This window comes from Enterobacter cloacae complex sp. S2, assembly GCF_015159675.1.
Taxonomy (GTDB): Bacteria; Pseudomonadota; Gammaproteobacteria; order Enterobacterales; family Enterobacteriaceae; genus Enterobacter; species Enterobacter intestinihominis.
Map to the genome: position 1 here is coordinate 199,184 of NZ_JADDTS010000002.1, position 19,593 is coordinate 218,776.

At 53.0% G+C, this 19,593-nt stretch carries 15 protein-coding genes and 3 tRNA genes (1 of these 18 running past the window's edge); 10 read left to right on the plus strand and 8 right to left on the minus strand.

Annotation, left to right across the window (positions count from 1 at the left end):
• The first annotated feature begins 233 nt into the window (after positions 1-233).
• Positions 234-1,163, plus strand: a complete 930-nt coding sequence (locus tag IPZ49_RS01590; protein ID WP_015572241.1) for a formate/nitrite transporter family protein — start codon at positions 234-236, stop codon at positions 1,161-1,163.
• Between the two features lie 75 nt (positions 1,164-1,238).
• Positions 1,239-1,310, plus strand: a tRNA-Arg gene (locus IPZ49_RS01595).
• Positions 1,311-1,323: 13 nt separating this feature from the next.
• Here IPZ49_RS01595 and IPZ49_RS01600 read toward each other — a convergent pair.
• Complete coding sequence (locus IPZ49_RS01600; protein WP_058689116.1) at positions 1,324-2,703, minus strand: diguanylate cyclase; 1,380 nt, start codon at positions 2,701-2,703, stop codon at positions 1,324-1,326.
• A gap of 268 nt (positions 2,704-2,971) precedes the next feature.
• Between IPZ49_RS01600 and lpxP the strand changes: the two genes are divergently transcribed.
• Complete coding sequence (gene lpxP, locus IPZ49_RS01605) at positions 2,972-3,892, plus strand: kdo(2)-lipid IV(A) palmitoleoyltransferase (protein WP_086524742.1); 921 nt, start codon at positions 2,972-2,974, stop codon at positions 3,890-3,892.
• 359 nt (positions 3,893-4,251) lie between these two features.
• Complete coding sequence (gene ypdK / locus IPZ49_RS23390) at positions 4,252-4,323, plus strand: membrane protein YpdK (RefSeq protein WP_099458937.1); 72 nt, start codon at positions 4,252-4,254, stop codon at positions 4,321-4,323.
• Positions 4,324-4,381: 58 nt separating this feature from the next.
• Here ypdK and alaC read toward each other — a convergent pair whose 3' ends face one another.
• Positions 4,382-5,617, minus strand: a complete 1,236-nt coding sequence (alaC, locus tag IPZ49_RS01615) for an alanine transaminase (RefSeq protein WP_017383460.1) — start codon at positions 5,615-5,617, stop codon at positions 4,382-4,384.
• A 386-nt stretch (positions 5,618-6,003) separates the two neighbouring features.
• On the opposite strand from alaC, the gene IPZ49_RS01620 reads away from it, so the two are divergent.
• Positions 6,004-7,701: a sensor histidine kinase gene (locus IPZ49_RS01620; protein WP_032619300.1), complete on the plus strand. Its 1,698-nt coding sequence runs from the start codon at positions 6,004-6,006 to the stop codon at positions 7,699-7,701.
• A 13-nt stretch (positions 7,702-7,714) separates the two neighbouring features.
• The gene (locus tag IPZ49_RS01625) at positions 7,715-8,446 is read left to right on the plus strand and encodes a LytTR family DNA-binding domain-containing protein (protein ID WP_015572237.1); all 732 of its coding nucleotides are present in this window, start codon (positions 7,715-7,717) and stop codon (positions 8,444-8,446) included.
• A 35-nt stretch (positions 8,447-8,481) separates the two neighbouring features.
• Here the strand turns inward: IPZ49_RS01625 and glk are convergent, their stop codons facing one another.
• Positions 8,482-9,447 (minus strand): glucokinase, encoded by a 966-nt coding sequence (gene glk / locus IPZ49_RS01630; protein WP_003861352.1) that lies wholly within the window; start codon positions 9,445-9,447, stop codon positions 8,482-8,484.
• A 205-nt stretch (positions 9,448-9,652) separates the two neighbouring features.
• Between glk and IPZ49_RS01635 the strand changes: the two genes are divergently transcribed.
• Complete coding sequence (locus IPZ49_RS01635; protein WP_045141727.1) at positions 9,653-10,888, plus strand: ion channel protein; 1,236 nt, start codon at positions 9,653-9,655, stop codon at positions 10,886-10,888.
• Here IPZ49_RS01635 and ipdC read toward each other — a convergent pair whose 3' ends face one another.
• A complete protein-coding gene (ipdC, locus tag IPZ49_RS01640) occupies positions 10,889-12,547 on the minus strand; it encodes an indolepyruvate decarboxylase (protein ID WP_017692977.1) in 1,659 nt (552 codons plus the stop codon).
• A gap of 186 nt (positions 12,548-12,733) precedes the next feature.
• Here ipdC and mgrA point away from each other — a divergent pair, with 186 nt between their 5' ends.
• A complete protein-coding gene (gene mgrA / locus IPZ49_RS01645; RefSeq protein WP_058689118.1) occupies positions 12,734-13,732 on the plus strand; it encodes an L-glyceraldehyde 3-phosphate reductase in 999 nt (332 codons plus the stop codon).
• Positions 13,733-13,858: 126 nt separating this feature from the next.
• Entirely contained in the window at positions 13,859-14,206 is a 348-nt protein-coding gene (locus IPZ49_RS01650) for a DUF2502 domain-containing protein (protein WP_033487398.1), read from the plus strand.
• 33 nt (positions 14,207-14,239) lie between these two features.
• Here the strand turns inward: IPZ49_RS01650 and IPZ49_RS01655 are convergent, their stop codons facing one another.
• Positions 14,240-15,478, minus strand: coding sequence for an Nramp family divalent metal transporter (locus IPZ49_RS01655; RefSeq protein WP_023295104.1), 1,239 nt, complete (start codon positions 15,476-15,478; stop codon positions 14,240-14,242).
• Positions 15,479-15,823: 345 nt separating this feature from the next.
• Here IPZ49_RS01655 and nupC point away from each other — a divergent pair, with 345 nt between their 5' ends.
• On the plus strand, positions 15,824-17,011 hold the full coding sequence (gene nupC / locus IPZ49_RS01660) for a nucleoside permease NupC (RefSeq protein ID WP_006811440.1): 1,188 nt from the start codon (positions 15,824-15,826) through the stop codon (positions 17,009-17,011).
• Positions 17,012-17,056: 45 nt separating this feature from the next.
• On the opposite strand, the gene IPZ49_RS01665 is transcribed toward nupC, so the two are convergent.
• The 3 genes from IPZ49_RS01665 to IPZ49_RS01675 form a co-directional block, all read right to left on the minus strand.
• Positions 17,057-19,246 (minus strand): EAL domain-containing protein, encoded by a 2,190-nt coding sequence (locus IPZ49_RS01665; protein ID WP_032669423.1) that lies wholly within the window; start codon positions 19,244-19,246, stop codon positions 17,057-17,059.
• 212 nt (positions 19,247-19,458) lie between these two features.
• Positions 19,459-19,534 (minus strand) — tRNA-Ala (locus IPZ49_RS01670).
• Between the two features lie 41 nt (positions 19,535-19,575).
• Positions 19,576-19,593: transfer RNA gene (locus IPZ49_RS01675), tRNA-Ala, on the minus strand (it continues 91 nt past the right edge of the window).

Consider the following 19,593-nt stretch of genomic DNA (forward strand, 5'->3'; position numbering starts at 1 on the left):
GATTGTAACAGCACGCTTACCGATGTCTACGAGGACAATGACGACCCGCTCGCGTCATCACGCTAATTTCAGCATAGCCTGTCTTTCGGAATTCGTTTCGCTGGCAATTTTATATTGGCTTTGAAAGAGATGTCTCACCTTTATTGCCATTTTCAGCAATTTAAGAGCATCCCCACGGGGAAAGCGCTAAAAGCCGCTACGCTTAAATGAGCAATTACCCCGAAGGAGCTGTTATGAAAGACATTAGCGAAGAGAAAATTGGTGAAAGCAAAGAGGAACATGAGATTGAAAGCGAGGAGAAAGACCGGGGAGAAGAGATAGAAGTCGATGAAGAGCGCCTGCCGTCGCGCGCCATGGCTATTCATGAGCATATTCGCCAGGACGGGGAAAAAGAGATGGAGCGCGACGCGATGGCCCTGCTGTGGTCAGCCATTGCAGCCGGTCTGTCGATGGGTGCCTCTCTGCTCGCCAAAGGGATATTTCACGTTCAGCTGGAAGGCGTACCGGGCGGGTTTTTGCTGGAAAATTTAGGCTACACGTTCGGCTTTATTATCGTCATTATGGCGCGACAGCAGCTTTTTACGGAGAATACCGTCACTGCCGTACTGCCCGTCATGCAAAATCCGACCCTCGGTAATTTCGGTTTACTGATGCGCCTGTGGAGCGTCGTGCTGCTGGGGAACCTGATCGGTACGGGCATAGCCGCCTGGGCGTTCGAGTATATGCCAATATTTGATGAACCGACCCGCGACGCATTTGTGAAAATTGGCATGGATGTGATGAAAAACACGCCGGTTGAAATGTTCTCTAATGCCATAATTTCCGGCTGGATCATCGCCACTATGGTCTGGATGTTCCCGTCAGCGGGTAGCGCGAAAATCGTGGTGATTATCCTGATGACCTGGCTTATCGCACTCGCCGATACCACGCACATTGTTGTCGGAACCGTGGAGATCCTTTATCTGGTATTTAACGGCACACTCCACTGGAGCGACTTTTTCTGGCCGTTCGCCCTGCCAACCCTCGCAGGTAACATTTGTGGCGGGACCTTTATCTTTGCGCTGCTGAGCCATGCGCAAATCCGTAACGACATGTCCAACAAGCGTAAGGCCGAGCTTAAGGCTCAGGAAAAAAAGGATAAAACTGCCGAAAAATCGGCGTGAACGGTGACTCTTTGACCAGTCAGGCGGCAATGCGCTTAACGAAAAGTGTAAATAACGCTATACTCTTGCCGCTTCGTCCCCTTAGTTAAATGGATATAACGAGCCCCTCCTAAGGGCTAGTTGCAGGTTCGATTCCTGCAGGGGACACTTCTGTCTTTCCTTACGACCCCTTCCAAAGCTCCACGCAGTTTCGGCCACGCCGTTTCGCGCCGTATAAGGCTTCATCCGCCGCCTGAATCAATCGCTCGTAATCGGGATGCCCGTTGAACATCGCAACGCCTATCGAGAGGGAGAGCGGGATAATATCGCCGGTTGGGGAGTTAACCTTGATTTTTTCCACCCGCCTGCGGATACGCTCGGCAATTCGCAGCGCGTCCACCTCTGAGATTTCCGTTAGCACAATCAGAAATTCATCGCCGCCGTAGCGAAAAACGTAATCACAGGTTCGCACGTTGTCGTAGAACGCGCCGGAGACTTTTCGCAGGATCTCGTCCCCGGTATTGTGCCCCCAGGTATCGTTGATTTGTTTAAATTTGTCGACGTCAATCAGCAGCGTCGAGAGCTTTGTTCCCGCCCGGGTGGCGTGCAGGATTTCGCGTTTGAAGATGGTTGGCAGGAAACGGCGATTCAACAGGCGGGTCAGGACATCAACCCCCACCTCGTGTCGCGACACTTCGTCAAACAGTTCGCGCAAAAGCGTGATGATTTGCGAGAGGGTATTACGCATTCGCTGCAAGAATTTATCCCGCTGCGCTTTATCACTCAGACCCTGCCCTGCAAGACGGACCTCGTTAAAAAGGTCATCGAATTCCTGAATCAGACGAGAGATATGACCGGCCTCAGCGATCCCGCTGAAGTAGTGCCGACCTTTATGGCTAAACCACAGTCCAAATTCAGACTGCCCCAGCGGCAGACTGTTGCCGATACTGGAATTAAGCGTGATCTTATACAGAAGCACCATTTCCCATGACAGCAGCGCCGCGGTCTGTCTCTCCTTCTCCTCTTCTGCGTTCTCCATTAAGGAAAAGATGCGATAATTTTCGTCCTCTTTCGCCGCATTGTTCTCGCTAAATACATAGGCCCGCGACATCACTTCCATGGCCAGATCGATACTGTTTATCGCGTAGTGATAAATATGCAGCTTCAACTCAGGCGAATGGGCGCTGGTAGTAATGACAGGCAACAGCAGCTTTTTCAGAACGCGGAAGCCCATTTCAACTAAATCAACCGAAATACCAATACGGGCATGAACATCCGCAGCGCGCTGCTGCGCCCGCATCTGCTCTTCAACCTGCTCCACACGGCATGAGAGCACATCAATAAGCCAGCGACGAAGCGCCTCCTGAAGCTGCCTCTCCACCTGTTCGGTGGTCAGGAATTCAGCTGCCGATGGATCTGCCAGCACAACACGATAGAATTCAGCGACCAGGGGAGTTGCGTTGTCTCTGGCAAGCTCAGTCGCAAGCCGATGCACATCGGGATCGGTTTCATTAATCAGCTTCACCCACTCTTCTTTCACCGTTTGCAGGTAGGTTTCCATGGTCTGCACCTTCAGGAGACATGCGGGAACGCAGATTAAACAATAGCAAAATCAAACCACTCCGCAATTGCCGCTTTTTTAAACAAAAACGAGTGATGGCTCATAATGTATAACGGTGCTACATTATGCCGCCCACCCAAGTCAGCAATGGCCAGGCAACGTCGTAAAGAACGGTAAAGCCTGCAACCATGACCTCGTCCTACGGTCTCAATGGCACGTGGTATCGCGAAGTCTGCGCTACCTTCACAGGCTTTACAAAGGTTCCACTATTTTGTCTCAATCCAAATTTCAGCGGGCGTTTTTGCACCCGCGCTACTGGTTTACATGGTTCGGCCTTGGCGTACTTTGGCTGCTGGTTCAACTTCCATATCCCGTGATCCGTTTCCTGGGTTCTAAGCTCGGCAGCGCATCGCGTTACTTTCTTAAGCGTCGTGAATCCATTGCCCGAAAAAATCTCGAACTGTGCTTTCCGCATTACAATGCGCGGCAGCGCGAAACGCTGATTGCGGAAAACTTTAAATCTATCGGTATGGCGCTGCTTGAAACCGGTATGGCCTGGTTCTGGCCAGACGAGCGTGTCCGTAAATGGTTTGACGTGGAAGGCCTGGATAACCTGAAACGTGCCCAGATGCAAAACCGCGGCGTGATGGTTGTGGGTGTGCATTTTATGTCGCTTGAGCTGGGCGGCCGCGTTATGGGTCTTTGTCAGCCAATGATGGCAACCTATCGCCCGCATAACAGCGCGCTGATGGAATGGGTACAAACGCGGGGCCGCATGCGTTCAAATAAGGCGATGATCAGCCGTAACAATCTCCGCGGTATGGTTGGCGCCCTGAAAAAAGGTGAAGCCGTCTGGTTTGCCCCGGATCAGGACTACGGTCCTAAAGGCAGCAGTTTTGCCCCTTTCTTTGCGGTTAAAGATGTCGCTACGACGAACGGTACCTTTGTGATTTCACGTCTCTCAGGCGCCGCGATGTTGACGGTGACCATGGTCAGAAAAGCGGATAAGTCAGGCTATCGTCTGCATATCTCCCCAGAGATGGCGAACTATCCTGAAGATGAGAGTGAAGCCGCGACCTTTATCAATAAGGTGATTGAGTTTGAAATTATGCGTGCGCCTGAGCAGTATCTGTGGATGCACCGCCGCTTTAAAACCCGCCCCCTGGGCGAAGCCTCGCTCTATATCTGACCCCTTTCGAAGGTTAGTTTCGCTAAGAAACTAACCTTTTCAAACACCTGTAATCGCAGTGCGTAACGGCTTTTTTCGACCGTCGCTCAACAGGCATTTATTGCGTACCGAAATCAAACTGTCGCCGTTCCACGACACTCGTAAGTGTAGGAAATTATTTAAAAAAATGCCTCTTGTCACTCCTGAAATTTAGGCGTACATTAGCGCCGTCTGGCGACAGGAAAGCACAGAATTCAGAGCTGAAGTTAGCGACGTCACGGGATAATTCCGATTTCCCCTTTCGCATGATTTCAACTCTCTATACTCAGTTGGACTCTGTTTTTTTAATGCGTACCGGAAGATACGCGGAGCGATGAAACGTGAAATATTTCTTTATGGGCATTTCGGTTATTGTTTTAGTTTGGGCCGGAACGTTTGCTCTGATGATCTAGTTAAGAAAATGCAGTCAAAAAAACAGGCGCCGTTGGCGCCTGTTTTTTTTGTTGTCCGTTACGACTCGGGTTGTTCCGCAACGCTCTTCGCTGCAAGCAGGCCATCCGCGCGGAACATGCTTTTAATGCCCCGCACTGCCTGACGGATACGGTCGCTGTTTTCAATCAGCGCGAAACGCACGTGCGTGTCACCGTAGTCACCAAAGCCAATGCCTGGAGAGACGCAAACCTTCGCGTCCTGAAGCAGTTTTTTGGCAAATTCCAGAGAACCCATCGCCGCATACGGCTCAGGAATTTTCGCCCAGACGTACATAGAGGCTTTAGGCATTTCCACCATCCAGCCTGCTTCATGAAGCCCTTTTACCAGCACATCACGGCGGCGTTTATACTGAGCGGCAATATCGAGCACGCATTGCTGATCCCCTTCCAGCGCCGCGATGGCCGCGACCTGTAACGGCGTAAAGGTGCCATAGTCATGGTAGCTTTTAATACGCGCCAGGGCGCTCACCAGCGTTTTGTTTCCCACCATAAAACCAATTCGCCAGCCCGCCATGTTGTAGCTTTTCGACAGGGTGAAAAACTCAACCGCCACATCGCGGGCACCGGGTACCTGCATAATTGACGGCGCTTTCCAGCCATCATAAACGATATCGGCGTAGGCGAGATCGTGTACCACCAGCACGTCGTAACGCTTAGCCAGCGCGACCACTTTCTCGAAGAATTCGAGTTCAACGCATTGTGCCGTTGGGTTTGACGGGAAACCGAGGATCATCATTTTCGGCTTCGGATAGCTTTCACGAATAGCCCGTTCCAGCTCGTTAAAGAAGTCGACGCCTTCCACCAGCGGGACAGAACGCACCTGCGCGCCGGCAATCACCGCCCCATAGATGTGAATGGGGTAGCTCGGATTCGGCACCAGTACGGTATCGCCGTGATCCAGCGTCGCCAGCATCAGGTGGGCCAGCCCCTCTTTGGAGCCAATGGTCACAATCGCTTCACTTTCAGGATCGATATCGACCTGATAACGATCCTGATACCAGCGGGAGATCGCCCGACGTAAGCGTGGAATGCCGCGTGAGGTGGAATACCCATGGGTATCAGGACGCTGCGCAACCGTGCAGAGTTTCTCAACGATATGCGGCGGCGTTGGGCCGTCAGGGTTACCCATACTGAAATCGATAATGTCTTCGCCGCGCCGACGCGCAGCCATTTTCAGTTCAGCAGTGATATTAAAAACATAAGGGGGGAGACGATCGATACGCGTAAAACGGCGTTCAGGACTGAATTCAGCCATAGATTCCTCAGAGTCACGTTAGCGCCCGGACCGTCCGAGCGACGCTGCCACCCGTGTGGCGTGCTTAGAAAATAACCTGAAGAAAAAGACGCTGTCGAGAGGATAACGGCAAAACAATATTTTGCGCTAAAACGGGAATGTGATTGCAGTGAAAAGCGGAACTCTTATCGCGAACAGGCAGTTTTAAGCGCTACGATTTAACACAATATTTTCAGTATCGTTACCTGACGTTTCTCCCCAAACGGAAAAGCACCGGCTTTCAGTCAAAAGCCAGCAATCCCCTTTGAGAATTATGGTTTTTCCCCATTTGATAAATCTGATGGATAGCTGGTCATCAGGCCCTATGTTTTCTATCATAGATTTTTCCCGTTTTCCCAGGCCTGACCGTGCACGAAATCTTCAATATGCTCCTGGCGGTGTTCGACCGCGCGGCATTAATGCTGATCTGTCTCTTTTTCCTTATCCGCATCCGCTTGTTCCGCGAACTGTTGCATAAATCTGCCCATTCGCCAAAAGAGCTGCTGGCCGTCACGTTTATCTTTTCGATGTTTGCCCTGTTCAGCACCTGGTCCGGGGTGCCGGTAGAAGGCTCGCTGGTGAACGTGCGCATCATCGCCGTCATGTCGGGCGGGATCCTCTTTGGTCCCTGGGTAGGGATTATCACAGGCATCATCGCCGGCACCCATCGATACCTGATTGATATTGGCGGCGTGACGGCAGTCCCCTGCTTTATCACCAGCATTATTGCCGGGCTGCTCTCGGGCTGGATTAACCGCAAAATCCCGAAAAAGCAGCACTGGCGTGCAGGGATTATCGCGGGGATGGTCTGCGAAACGCTGACCATGATCCTGGTCATCGTCTGGGCGCCAACCGTTGCGCTGGGGCTGGATATCGTCTCGAAGATCGGTATTCCTATGATCCTCGGGAGCGTCTGTATCGGTTTTATCGTGCTGCTGGTGCAAAGCGTGGAGGGCGAAAAAGAGGCCAGCGCCGCGCGTCAGGCCAAGCTGGCGCTGGATATCGCCAACAAGACGCTGCCGCTTTTCCGACACGTTAACGCCGAATCTTTACGTCAGGTTTGCGATATCATCCGCCGTGATATTCACGCCGATGCGGTCGCCATCACCAATATTGACCACGTGCTGGCTTACGTTGGCGTCGGGGAGCACAATTATCGCGACAGCGACGATACCATCAGCCCGACCACCAGACAGGCGATTAACTACGGAAAAATCATCATTAAAAACAATGATGAAGCCCACCGGACGCCAGAGATCCACTCAATGCTGGTGATCCCGCTGTGGGAAAAAGGCGTGGTCACGGGGACGCTGAAAATTTACTACTGCCATGCGCACCAAATCACCTCTTCGCTCCAGGAGATGGCGATTGGCCTGTCGCAGATTATCTCCACTCAACTTGAGGTTTCGCGTGCAGAGCAGCTGCGCGAGATGGCAAATAAGGCAGAGCTGCGCGCCCTGCAAAGCAAGATCAATCCCCATTTCCTGTTTAACGCGCTGAACGCTATCTCCTCTTCCATCCGTCTGAATCCGGATACCGCGCGGCAGCTGATATTTAATCTGTCGCGCTATCTGCGCTACAACATTGAGCTAAATGACGACGAGCAGATCGACATCAAAAAAGAGCTGTATCAAATCAAGGATTACATCGCCATCGAGCAGGCACGCTTTGGCGATAAGCTCACGGTCATTTACGATATTGATGAAGAGGTCAGCTGCGTGATCCCAAGCCTGCTGATCCAGCCTCTGGTGGAAAACGCCATTGTTCACGGTATTCAGCCGTGTAAAGGCAAAGGCGTAGTAACGATTAGCGTGACGGAAAGCGGTAACCGCGTGCGCATCGCCGTGCGCGATACCGGGCACGGCATCGATCCGAAAGTCATCGAGCGCGTCAAATCAAACGAAATGCCGGGCAACAAGATCGGACTGCTGAATGTGCATCACCGGGTCAAACTGCTGTACGGTGACGGGCTGCATATTCACCGTCTTGAGCCGGGCACCGAAATTGCCTTTTATGTTCCGAATGAGCGAACGCCCGTGAATGCCCCGATATCCTTGTTGCCGTAGGCCGGAGTAACAGATGAAAGTCATCATCGTAGAAGATGAATTTCTGGCTCAACAGGAGTTGAGCTGGCTTATCAAAACCCACAGCCAGATGGAGATTGTTGGCTGTTTTGAGGATGGTCTGGACGTGCTGAAATTTTTACAGCATAACCGGGTCGACGCGATATTCCTCGATATTAATATTCCGTCGCTGGACGGCGTCCTGCTGGCGCAAAATATCAATCAGTTCGCCCACAAGCCGTTTATTGTGTTTGTCACCGCGTGGAAAGAGCATGCCGTGGAAGCCTTCGAGCTTGAGGCGTTTGACTATATTCTGAAGCCGTACCAGGAGTCGCGTATTATCAGCATGCTGCATAAGCTGGAAGCCGCGTGGCAGCAGCAAGCATTACCCGCCAGTGCCAGCCCGGTAGCGCGGGAAAACGACACGATTAATCTGGTGAAGGACGAACGGATCATCGTCACGCCTGTCGACGATATTTACTATGCCGAAGCGCATGAAAAAATGACGTTTGTCTATACGCGGCGTGAATCCTACGTAATGGCGATGAACATCACCGAATTCTGCAATAAACTCCCGGCCGCTCACTTCTTCCGCTGCCACCGCTCGTTCTGCGTCAACCTGAACAAGATCCGCGAAATCGAACCGTGGTTTAATAACACCTATATTTTGCGGCTGAAGGATCTGGATTTCCAGGTGCCGGTAAGCCGCAGCAGGGTGAAAGAGTTCCGCCAGCTCATGCACCTGTAGCGCGTTCCCTCTCCCGCAGGAGAGGGGAATGAGCATCAGAGGATCTGACCCAGTACCTGACGCAGATGCGCCCCGGAGCCCAGTAATCCTGGGTTGTCGTGGACAATCAGGTAAACAGGAATGTCCTGGACATAACTCCTGAAGCGGCCTTTGTCTTCGAAGCCGCCACGGAAGCCGGAGGCGGTAAAGAAATCGAGGAAGCGCGGTACGATCCCGCCCGCAATATAGACCCCGCCAAAGGTGCCAAGGTTCAGCGCCAGGTTGCCGCCAAAACGCCCCATGATGACGCAGAACAGCGACAAAGCACGGCGGCAGTCAATACAGCTGTCGGCCAGCGCGCGTTCGGTCACATCTTTAGGTTGCAGATTTTCCGGCAGACGACCGTCTGATTTTACAATCGCCCGATACAGGTTCACCAGGCCCGGGCCAGAAAGCACCCGCTCGGCCGACACGTGCCCAATCTCGGCGCGTAGCTCCTCCAGAATAATGCCCTCTTCTTCGCTGTTCGGCGCAAAATCCACGTGACCGCCTTCGCCCGGCAGGCTGACCCAGCGTTTGTCGACGTGGACCAGGTGCGCCACCCCCAGGCCGGTGCCTGCGCCATAAACGGCAATAGGTTTGCCTTCAACCGGGGCCGTACCGCCGAACTGAATCAGATGCTCTGGTTTAAGCATTGGGATAGCCATGGAAACCGCAGTGAAGTCGTTGATAATTTCAAGGTGCGAGAAGCCGAGGTTTTTCCGCATTTCGGCAATTGAGAAGGCCCACGTGTGGTTGGTCATCGCCACCCAATCGCCGGTGATCGGACAGGCGATAGCGATACAACCGTCTTCAACGCTCACTTTATGCTCTTCCAGATAGACGCGAACCACCGCTTCCAGGCTTGGGTAATCCAGCCCTGAATAGGTTTTCGCCTGAGAAATTTCACCGCTGTTCACATCGCACAGGGCAAGGCGCGCGTTGGTGCCGCCTACATCACCTACCAAAGCATACTTTGTCATTCTTCTACTGCTCCGCTAAAGTCAGAATAAATCTTTGGGACACTGTAAATTCAAGGCGTGATAACAACAACGACCAGAAGGTGACTGCCCATGGATTATCGATCTTCGTCACATTATAACTTTACCGTTTCAGCACCTTTTGCACTATTGCCACAATGCTGATTGTGCAAAGTAACGTTAAGCCGTTTTGTACAAGGAAATCATCATGCTCCATCCGCGAGCCAGAACCATGCTGTTATTGGCTGTCCCGGCGCTGATTATTGGCGTGGCGTCGAGCCTGGTGCTCATCGTCGTCATGAAAGTGGCGGCGGTGCTGCAAACGATTTTATGGACCGCGCTTCCGGTAAAACTCGGCATCAGCATTGACTCGCCGGGCTGGATCATGATGATGCTGACCCTGACCGGGATTGCCGTAGGGCTGGTGATCCGCTATAGCCCGGGTCATGCCGGGCCGGACCCGGCACTGGAACCCTTGATTGGCGCCCCTGTCTCTCCCTCTGCTCTGCCGGGGCTTATTATCGCGCTGATTATCGGTCTTGCGGGCGGCGTAAGCCTCGGGCCTGAACATCCCATTATGGCGGTTAATATCGCGCTGGCGGTCTTTCTGGGGGCGCGTCTTTTTCCGCGCGTTGGCGCGCTGGACTGGACGATCCTGGCGTCAGCAGGCACCATCGGGGCGCTGTTTGGCACTCCGGTCGCGGCTGCGCTCATTTTTTCGCAAACCCTCAGCAGTGATCATGAAGTACCGCTGTGGGATAAACTCTTCGCGCCGCTAATGGCCGCCGCTGCGGGAGCCCTCACCACCAGCCTGTTTTTCCATCCCCATTTTTCACTCTCCATCCCCCACTACGGCCAGATGCAACTCACCGATATTTTCAGCGGTGCCGTCGTCGTCGCGATCGCCATTGCGCTGGGGATGGTCGCGGTGTGGTGTCTCCCTCGCCTGCATCGTCTGATGCACAGGCTGAAGCATCCGGTGCTGATTCTGGGCATGGGGGGTTTTATTCTGGGCGTTTTAGGCGCCATCGGCGGGACGGTTACGCTGTTTAAGGGTCTGGACGAGATGCAGCAGCTGGCCTTCAGCCAGGTCTTTAGCGTCTCCGATTATCTGCTGTTCGCGCTGGTAAAACTGGCGGCGCTGGTGGTCGCTGCGGCCTGTGGTTTCCGGGGAGGTCGTATCTTCCCGGCGGTATTTGTTGGCGTCGCGCTGGGGCTGATGCTGCATGAGCACGTTGACGCTGTCCCTGCGGCGATTACCGTCTCCTGTTCCATTCTGGGGCTGGTACTGGTGGTCACGCGCGATGCGTGGCTGAGCCTGTTTATGGCGGCCGTTGTCGTGCCGGATACCACGCTTCTGCCGCTGCTCTGTATCGTGATGTTGCCCGCCTGGCTCCTGCTGGCGGGCAAACCGATGCTGATGGGATGGCGAAACGACAGGTAATCAGGCGTTATTGCGCGCCTCCAGCGCTTTGGTCAGCGCGCTCAGCAGCGGCGGAATATCGGCTTTCGGCAGCATCACCTCGATCAGCGAAAGCCGCTCATGGTGTGCCACTTTATCCAGCACCTCCGCCAGCGCTTCCGCTTCGCTGACGCGCCAGCACTCTGCCTGAGGCGCCAGGCTCAGCGCCTGCGGGATCTGCGTCCAGTTCCAGAGGGCAATATCGTTATAGCGCTGCTCCGGCCCGTGGATGGCCCTTTCCACCGTGTATCCTTCGTTGTTAAGCACCAGAATAATCGGGCGCTGTTTGTCGCGCAGCATCGATCCCAGCTCCTGAATGGTCAACTGCGCGGCGCCGTCACCCGTCAGGACAATCACGCGTCGGTTCGGACACGCCGTTTGCGCGCCAAATGCTGCCGCCAGCGTGTAGCCAATCGATCCCCACAGCGGCTGGACGATAAAGTTCACGTCCGCCGGTAAACGCAGATCGATAGCGCCGAAAGCAGACGTTCCCTGGTCAGCCAGAATAATGTCTCCGGGGCGGATAAACGTTTGCAGGGTACGCCAGAAGCTCTCCTGAGTCAGCGCCCCTTCGATAGTCGGGAACGAAAAGCCGCTGTGATCCAATGGCGCTCGCGTATCACGAACATAGGTTTTACACAGCGCTGTCAGCGTTTCAATGGCCTCCCTCATCGGGATACCCGTAAACCAGACGTCGCCGACGCGGGACGCGTGGGGCTGAACCTCTATCGTCTGGTCTGGCGTCAGCTGGTGGGTAAACCCGGCAGTGAGCGTATCGGTAAAGCGCGTGCCAATACACAGCACCGTATCAGCCCCCTCGATGGCCTCTTTGACCGGCGCGGCGCTCGCCGATCCGCTGTAGGTGCCGTAAAAACCGCTCTGTCGTTCGTCAAAAATGCCCTTGCCCATCAGCATGGTGGCGTGTGCCATCGGCACCTCTTTCACCCACGTCTGAAGGGCCGTGCGCAGACCATGGCGGAGTACCAGGAAGTCCGCTAACAGCGCGGTGCGTTTGCTCGTGGACAAGCGCTTTTCGGCAGCCTCACGGAACGCCTGCAAGCAGGCTGAATCAGCCGGTGCGGGGTTAACAGTGAGAGCGCTTACAGGGGGCGTAGCGGCTTTTTTCGCCACATCAGCGGGCAGCATCAGGTAGCCCGGACGGCGCTCCCGCAGCATAGTGGTCAGGACTCTGTCAATTTCATAGCAGGCGTTTTGTTCGGTAAGCACCGCCTGTGCAACGGTGATGGGTTCGCTCATATGATAGAAATGGCGGAACTCGCCGTCACCCAACGTATGGTGCAATAACTCTCCTCGCTGCTGCGCCGCCATACCCGGGGCCCCCACAATATGGAGGACGGGAACATGTTCAGCAAAGCTGCCCGCCACACCGTTCATGGCGCTTAACTCCCCAACGCCGAATGTCGTCAGGAGCGCAGCAAAGCCCTTACAGCGGGCATAGCCGTCTGCGGCGTAAGACGCGTTCAGTTCATTGGCACAGCCCACCCAGCAGATGTCCGGGCTGTCTATCACGTGATCGAGAAATTGCAGGTTATAGTCGCCTGGCACACCAAACAGATGATCGGCACCACAATCTGTTAGTCGGTCCAGCAGGTAATCGGCGACGCAATAGGGGGTACGCATATTATAAGTGTCCTTCTGACGTTGACCTCACTCTGAGTATTAAATAAGCGTGAAGCGTGTCCAGAATTGGCGACAATCAGGGTCTGGAAAGAATGCTTTACGAAAAAAGCTGAGCTATGCTCATTTTCTTCAGGTTAGTGTAAACGTATACACTGATGTTTCTTTCCAACGCCAGAGGTCTCGCCAATGGGTTATCAGCCTGACAAAAATCGTTATCAGACAATGCAATATCGCCGCTGTGGGCAAAGCGGCCTTAAGCTTCCCGCCATCTCGCTGGGGCTTTGGCATAATTTTGGCGACGCGACGTTACTCGAAAACAGCCGTCAACTTTTACAGCGTGCTTTCGATTTGGGTATTACGCATTTTGACCTTGCCAATAATTACGGCCCGCCTCCTGGTTCGGCCGAACGTAATTTCGGGCGCATTTTGCAGGAGGATTTCCTGCCCTGGCGCGATGAGCTAATCATCTCCACCAAAGCGGGCTACACCATGTGGGACGGGCCTTACGGCGACTGGGGCTCACGTAAATATCTGATCGCCAGCCTGGACCAGAGCCTCAGGCGTATGGGGCTGGAGTATGTCGATATTTTCTATCACCACCGCCCGGATCCACAAACGCCGCTACGTGAAACCATGAAAGCGCTTGACCATGTGGTGCGTCAGGGCAAGGCGCTGTACATCGGTCTGTCCAACTACCCGGCAGAAGTGGCAAGGCAGGCGATTGAAATACTGGAGGATCTGGGCACGCCATGTCTGATCCACCAGCCGAAGTACTCCATGTTTGAACGTGCGCCTGAAGAGGGGTTGCTGGACGTGTTGCAGCATAAAGGGGTGGGATGTATCCCCTTCTCCCCCCTGGCGGGCGGACAGTTGACCGATCGCTATCTGAACAGTATCCCGGCGGATTCTCGCGCAGCAAGCGGCAGTAAGTTCCTTAACCCGGAGCAGATCACCGACAAAAAGCTGGAAAAGGTACGCAAGCTGAATGCGCTGGCGGAAAACCGGGGGCAAAAGCTATCGCAAATGGCACTGGCCTGGATCCTGCGCCACGATGCGGTGACATCCGTGCTCATCGGCGCAAGCAAGACCGGACAAATTGAAGATGCAGCAGGCGTGCTTGAGAATTGTCGGTTCACGGCAGAAGAGCTGAAGACGATAGATACGATCCTGTCCAGTTCAGATTAAAAACACTTTTAGCAAAAAGTGCTCTCGTTCCTGATTTAGGAGTTGAGGCGATGAAACGAATGTTTACCAACTCGTAAAATTGCGTTAACAGGTCGCACAGCGGCCCCGATCGTGAAGGAGAAGAGTATGTTCAGGTCACTGATTCTTGCAGCGGTATTACTGGTTTCGGCCCCGCTGGTCGCCAGTGCGGGCGAAATCACCCTGTTGCCATCGATTAAATTACAAATTGGCGATCGTGATGACTACGGCAGATATTGGGACGGTGGCTACTGGCGCGACCGTGACTACTGGCATCGCCATTATGAATGGCGTCAAAACCGCTGGTGGAAACACGATAACGGCTATCACCGTGGCTGGGATAAGCGTAAGGCTTACGAACGCGGCTACCGCGAAGGCTGGAACGATCGTGACGACCGCCGTGGCGGCTGGGGTCATGGAAAAGGCAGAGGCCACGGTCACGGCCATCACCATTAACAACAAAAAGGAGCCTTCCGGCTCCTTTTTCTTTTACAGGCCTGCGGCTGTGCCTATCAGCAACCACAAGTTTAACGCCACCACCACGACCACAATGGCCCACCCGGCGCGCTTCACCCACGTCGAATTCACCAGTTCGCCCATCAGCGATTTATTACTGGTGAAGATCAGCAGTGGCACCAGCGCCAGCGCAATCCCGAAACTTAGCAGTACCTGACTCATCACCAGAATGCGGGTCGGATCCAGCCCCATCAGGATCACAACAAAGGAAGGCAGCATCGTGACCGAGCGGCGAACCCACAGCGGAATATGGAAACGTACGAACCCCTGCATCACCACCTGCCCGGCCAGTGTCCCCACAACCGTAGATGAAAGACCCGCAGCGACCAGGCTTAAACCAAAAATAGTGGCAGCGGCATGACTCAGCAACGGCTCCAGCGTCAGGTAAGCCTGGTCGAGATCGGCAACCCCGGTATGCCCGTTAAAGTGGAACGCGGCGGCGGCGGTCGCCATCATCGCCAGATTCACAAATCCGGCAATGGTCATCGCGATAGTCACATCCCATTTCGAGGCGGAGTAGCGCTCTTTACTCGTCCCGCCATGCAGATTCTGGGTTAATGAAGAGTGCAGATAAATGACGTGCGGCATGATGGTCGCCCCCAGCACTCCGGCAGCCAGAAAAACGGCTTCAGAAGTGGGTAACGACGGGATCACCATCCCTTTCGTCAGCTGCGCCAGATTCGGCTGGGAGAAAATCAGCTCAACAATATAGGCGGCAGCGACGAACAGCAGCAGGCCGCCGATGACTTTCTCCAGCGGTTTTTGTCCCCGCCGCTGGAGCATCAGAATCAGGAAAGTGGCGATACCGGTCAGCACCGCCCCCTGAAGCAGGGAGACGCCCAAGATAAGCTTAAAGCCGATCGCCGCCCCGATAAACTCGGCGAGATCGGTGGCCATGGCGATAATTTCCGCCTGAACCCAGTAAAACCAAACTGCCGGACGTGGATAATGATCGCGGATTTGCTCCGCCAGGTTTTTTCCGGTAGCAATACCCAGCTTCGCGGAGAGCATCTGAATCAGCATCGCCATCAGATTGGCCCATACCACAACCCACAGCAGTTTATAGCCGAAACTGGCCCCGGCCTGAATATTGGTCGCAAAATTACCCGGATCGATGTAGCCAATCGCGGCAATGAATGCCGGTCCCATTAATGCGAACCGCAGCTTGCGTGCCGCTCTGCCGCTGCTACTCTCTACGCGACTATTCGTCATTTCTGCCTCTGGAAATATAGCCTTTGCTATGTTTTATGCTATCAAAATGAGAATGATTATCAAGTTCATTTGTAACGGTTAACATGATTTCTCTGATAGTCAGGAACGATAGACAGGCAGGTGGAGCAAGGTCACAGAATGTGAAAATGCGCAGACATTTGTGAAGCGTAGCACACAAACTTAACTTTTCACTCATTTACCTAACATAACAAAAATGTCTTGTTGATCACTATTTTTGAGACTCGTCACAGGATGTAACTATAGTGTGGGCTTGATCTCGTTTTCTTTGTGCTTGTTACATAGAATGTGCACGGAAATTAAACCTGCCTCATATTTGGAGCAAATATGGACCGCGTCCTTCATTTTGTCCTGGCACTCGTTGTCGTTACTGCACTTGCATTGCTGGTCAGCACAGACCGCAAAAAAATTCGTATTCGCTATGTTGTCCAACTGCTGGTCATTGAAGTTTTACTTGCGTGGTTCTTCCTGAACTCCAACGTAGGCCTGGGCTTCGTGAAAGGCTTCTCCGAAATGTTCGAAAAACTGCTCGGATTTGCCAACGAAGGGACAAACTTCGTCTTTGGCAGCATGAACGATCAGGGTCTGGCCTTCTTCTTCCTGAAGGTGCTCTGCCCTATCGTCTTCATCTCTGCCTTGATCGGTATCCTTCAGCACATCCGCGTTCTGCCGGTGGTTATCCGTGCGATCGGCTTCCTGTTATCGAAAGTTAACGGCATGGGCAAACTGGAATCCTTTAACGCAGTCAGCTCGCTGATCCTGGGTCAGTCTGAGAACTTCATTGCGTATAAAGATATTCTCGGCAAGATGTCCCGTAACCGCATGTACACCATGGCGGCAACCGCAATGTCTACCGTTTCCATGTCTATCGTGGGCGCGTATATGACCATGCTGGAACCAAAATACGTAGTTGCGGCGCTGGTTCTGAACATGTTCAGCACCTTTATCGTGCTTTCGCTGATTAACCCGTACCGTGTGGATGCCAGCGAAGAGAACATTCAGATGTCAAACCTGCACGAGGGACAGAGCTTCTTCGAAATGCTGGGTGAATACATTCTGGCGGGTTTCAAGGTTGCAATTATCGTCGCCGCAATGCTGATTGGCTTTATCGCGCTGATCGCTGCGCTGAACGCCCTGTTTGCGGCCGTACTCGGTATCTCCTTCCAGGGTATTCTGGGCTACATCTTCTACCCGATTGCCTGGGTGATGGGCGTGCCCGCTCACGAAGCGTTGCAGGTGGGCAGTATCATGGCAACGAAACTGGTTTCCAATGAGTTCGTGGCGATGATGGATCTCCAGAAGATTGCCAGCACACTCTCCCCTCGTGCGGAAGGGATCCTGTCCGTCTTCCTGGTCTCCTTCGCGAACTTCTCTTCCATCGGTATTATCGCTGGTGCGATTAAAGGCCTGAACGAAGAGCAAGGTAACGTCGTTTCTCGCTTTGGCCTGAAGCTGGTTTACGGTTCAACGCTGGTGAGCGTCCTGTCTGCCTCTATCGCAGCACTGGTTCTGTAATTCATACCGCGTAATAAAAACCGGGAGTCCTCGCTCCCGGTTTTTTTATGCCTCCAGCGCCGTCAGGGGCAGTGGTTTACCAATCAAATAGCCCTGCAAATAGTCCACGCCAAATCGTAGCAACATCTCGCGTTGTTCAGCCGATTCCACATATTCAGCCACCACACAAAGCGATTTCGTTTTGGCCATGTTGCAAATGGACTGCACGATCATCGCATCCATGCTGTCGGTGCAGATATCTTTCACGAAGCAGCCATCGATCTTAATGATATCGGCCTCCAGCCGCTTCAGGCGCTCAAAGTTGGCATAGCCGGTACCAAAGTCATCAATAGCAATCCGGAAGCCGTAATCCCGCAGCTGCTGGATATTGTTGATGCTGCTTCCCGAGTCAGAGAAAGCCTGTTCCTCGGTGATCTCAATGACGATATCTTGCGGCGCAATGGCGTAGCGTTCAAAAAGCGCGATGATCTCAGCCGCTATCTCATTTTGCATCAGCGTAAGCGGCATCAGATTAACGGAGAACCGCGTTCCGGCCCGTTCGGACGGATGGCTGCGCATCCACATCAGCAATTTTTCCACCACGTTCAGGTCAAATCGGTGGCTCAGGTTAAACTGAGCAATCAGCGGAATAAAGCGATCAGGCGTGATGATCTCACCCTCGCTTTCAAGCCTTGAGAGGATTTCAAAGTACCCTTCCCCACGCGCGTTATGGATTGGCTGGGCGTAAAGGTGAAGCCCACCGATATCAAGGGCGCGTTTTATGCGGGCCAACATCAGCACTCTGTCCGTCGTCTGACCGGAGACATCATCCAGACTGTTGGTTAACGCCAGGACGTTGTGCCCGGCACAGGACTGCTCGGAGAGCCAGCTCAGCTGACCCAGCGTGTGATGCAGGCTTTCCCCATCCGGCACTTCACCCCAGGAGGCGCCAAACTCGATGTCGAGCTCAGTCTTGTTCCAGATAATCTTACGGCTGTTCAGATGATCAACCATATATTGCAGACGTTCAGCCGTGCCCGGACCCAGCAAGACCACTACCAGCTCACTGCCCGGCAACTGGAAGAGCTTCTCGTCTTTTTGCAATAACGGTTGCAGCGACGCGGTTATCATCTTTTTACAATGTACACGCATGAGGATGCCGTAGTGACGGCTCAGGAATTCGAGATTATCCAGGCGCAGGCAGCAGACTTTGGCCTCGGGATGGTGCTGTAAAAACACTTCCAGCGCACGAATGTTAGGCAGACCGGTGAGCGGATCGGTAAGCGCCCTCTCCTGCCACCCCTGTTTCAGCCATTCACTTTTCTGATAGATCCGCGACATGTAAAGCAGGCAGATGGCGAAAGAGATAAGCACCGACAGGATAAAGGAGAGCGAGTGGCCCGATTCAACGCCATTAAGAAAATTATAATTATAGGTCAACAGCATGAGCGCCGAGGCCGCCCAGAATAAAGAGATGAGCGCATAGCTCAGACGACCAATCCCCAGGGTGAAAAGAATGAAAACGATTGGCATCAAATAACCCGCAATAAACTGCGACTCAAAAGGCGCGCATAAAATAGCGATCATCGAGATCAACAGCATCAGCCACACAACGATAAATAACGCTTTTTTGTGACAAAAGAGGGGCTTCACGCTTCGCCGCCAGAATGTTCGGGCATAGCGAGGATTAATAATCATTCTTAACGGATAATAGAACATCATGGTGAAAATCAGGGCGGCACAAATCAGACTCTGAATATCGATAACGTTATAAATTGCAGAGCCTTCGCCAAAATATGAGGAGATTGTCACCGGGAAATCAAATAAATATCCCGCCAGATACATCGATAATTTGATGCCCACAGGCACCATAAATCCGAGCCAGAAAATACGTATGCCAATGTACTTATTCGGTATGCTGTGTCGCCAGCGCTTGCCCAGCACCAGACGGATGACGCCACAGGCGGCGAAGACGGTAAACGTCTGACAACATAATAATACGGCAGATTGTAGTGGTGCTAAATCAAGATTATAAATATTAGTAATACTAAAACTTAACAGCAAAGGAATGATTGCCCGCCGTCCAAATAACAACACGATGGCGAGCATGGCACTTAAGGGCAACCACGCCAGATAAACATCATTTTCGCTGACGATGGCCCGTGGAGAGATATAACGAGAAAAAGGAATCGCAATCAGGCTTAGCGCCAGGGCAATCATAAATATCTTTACATTATTGTAAATTTTTCTATTCATTAATCCGGATAATCTATTTTACCATCGTCTCATTGACCGCATGGATAATAGGTTTATTAATAACACGAATCAAGTTCAGGTCTATTTATAGACTTGTTTATTGATTTGGATTGAGGTGAGGTGTAGAAAACGACGTTAATTGCAACAAAAACAGTCTAAAATATTTTACAAGATATAAAAAAACCCCCGTCTTGCGACGAGGGTTTAAATTTTGGTGGAGCTATGCGGGATCGAACCGCAGACCTCCTGCGTGCAAGGCAGGCGCTCTCCCAGCTGAGCTATAGCCCCACATGTTACTTTACCTACCGCACTCTGTTGGGTTCAGAGTTTGGTGGAGCTAAGCGGGA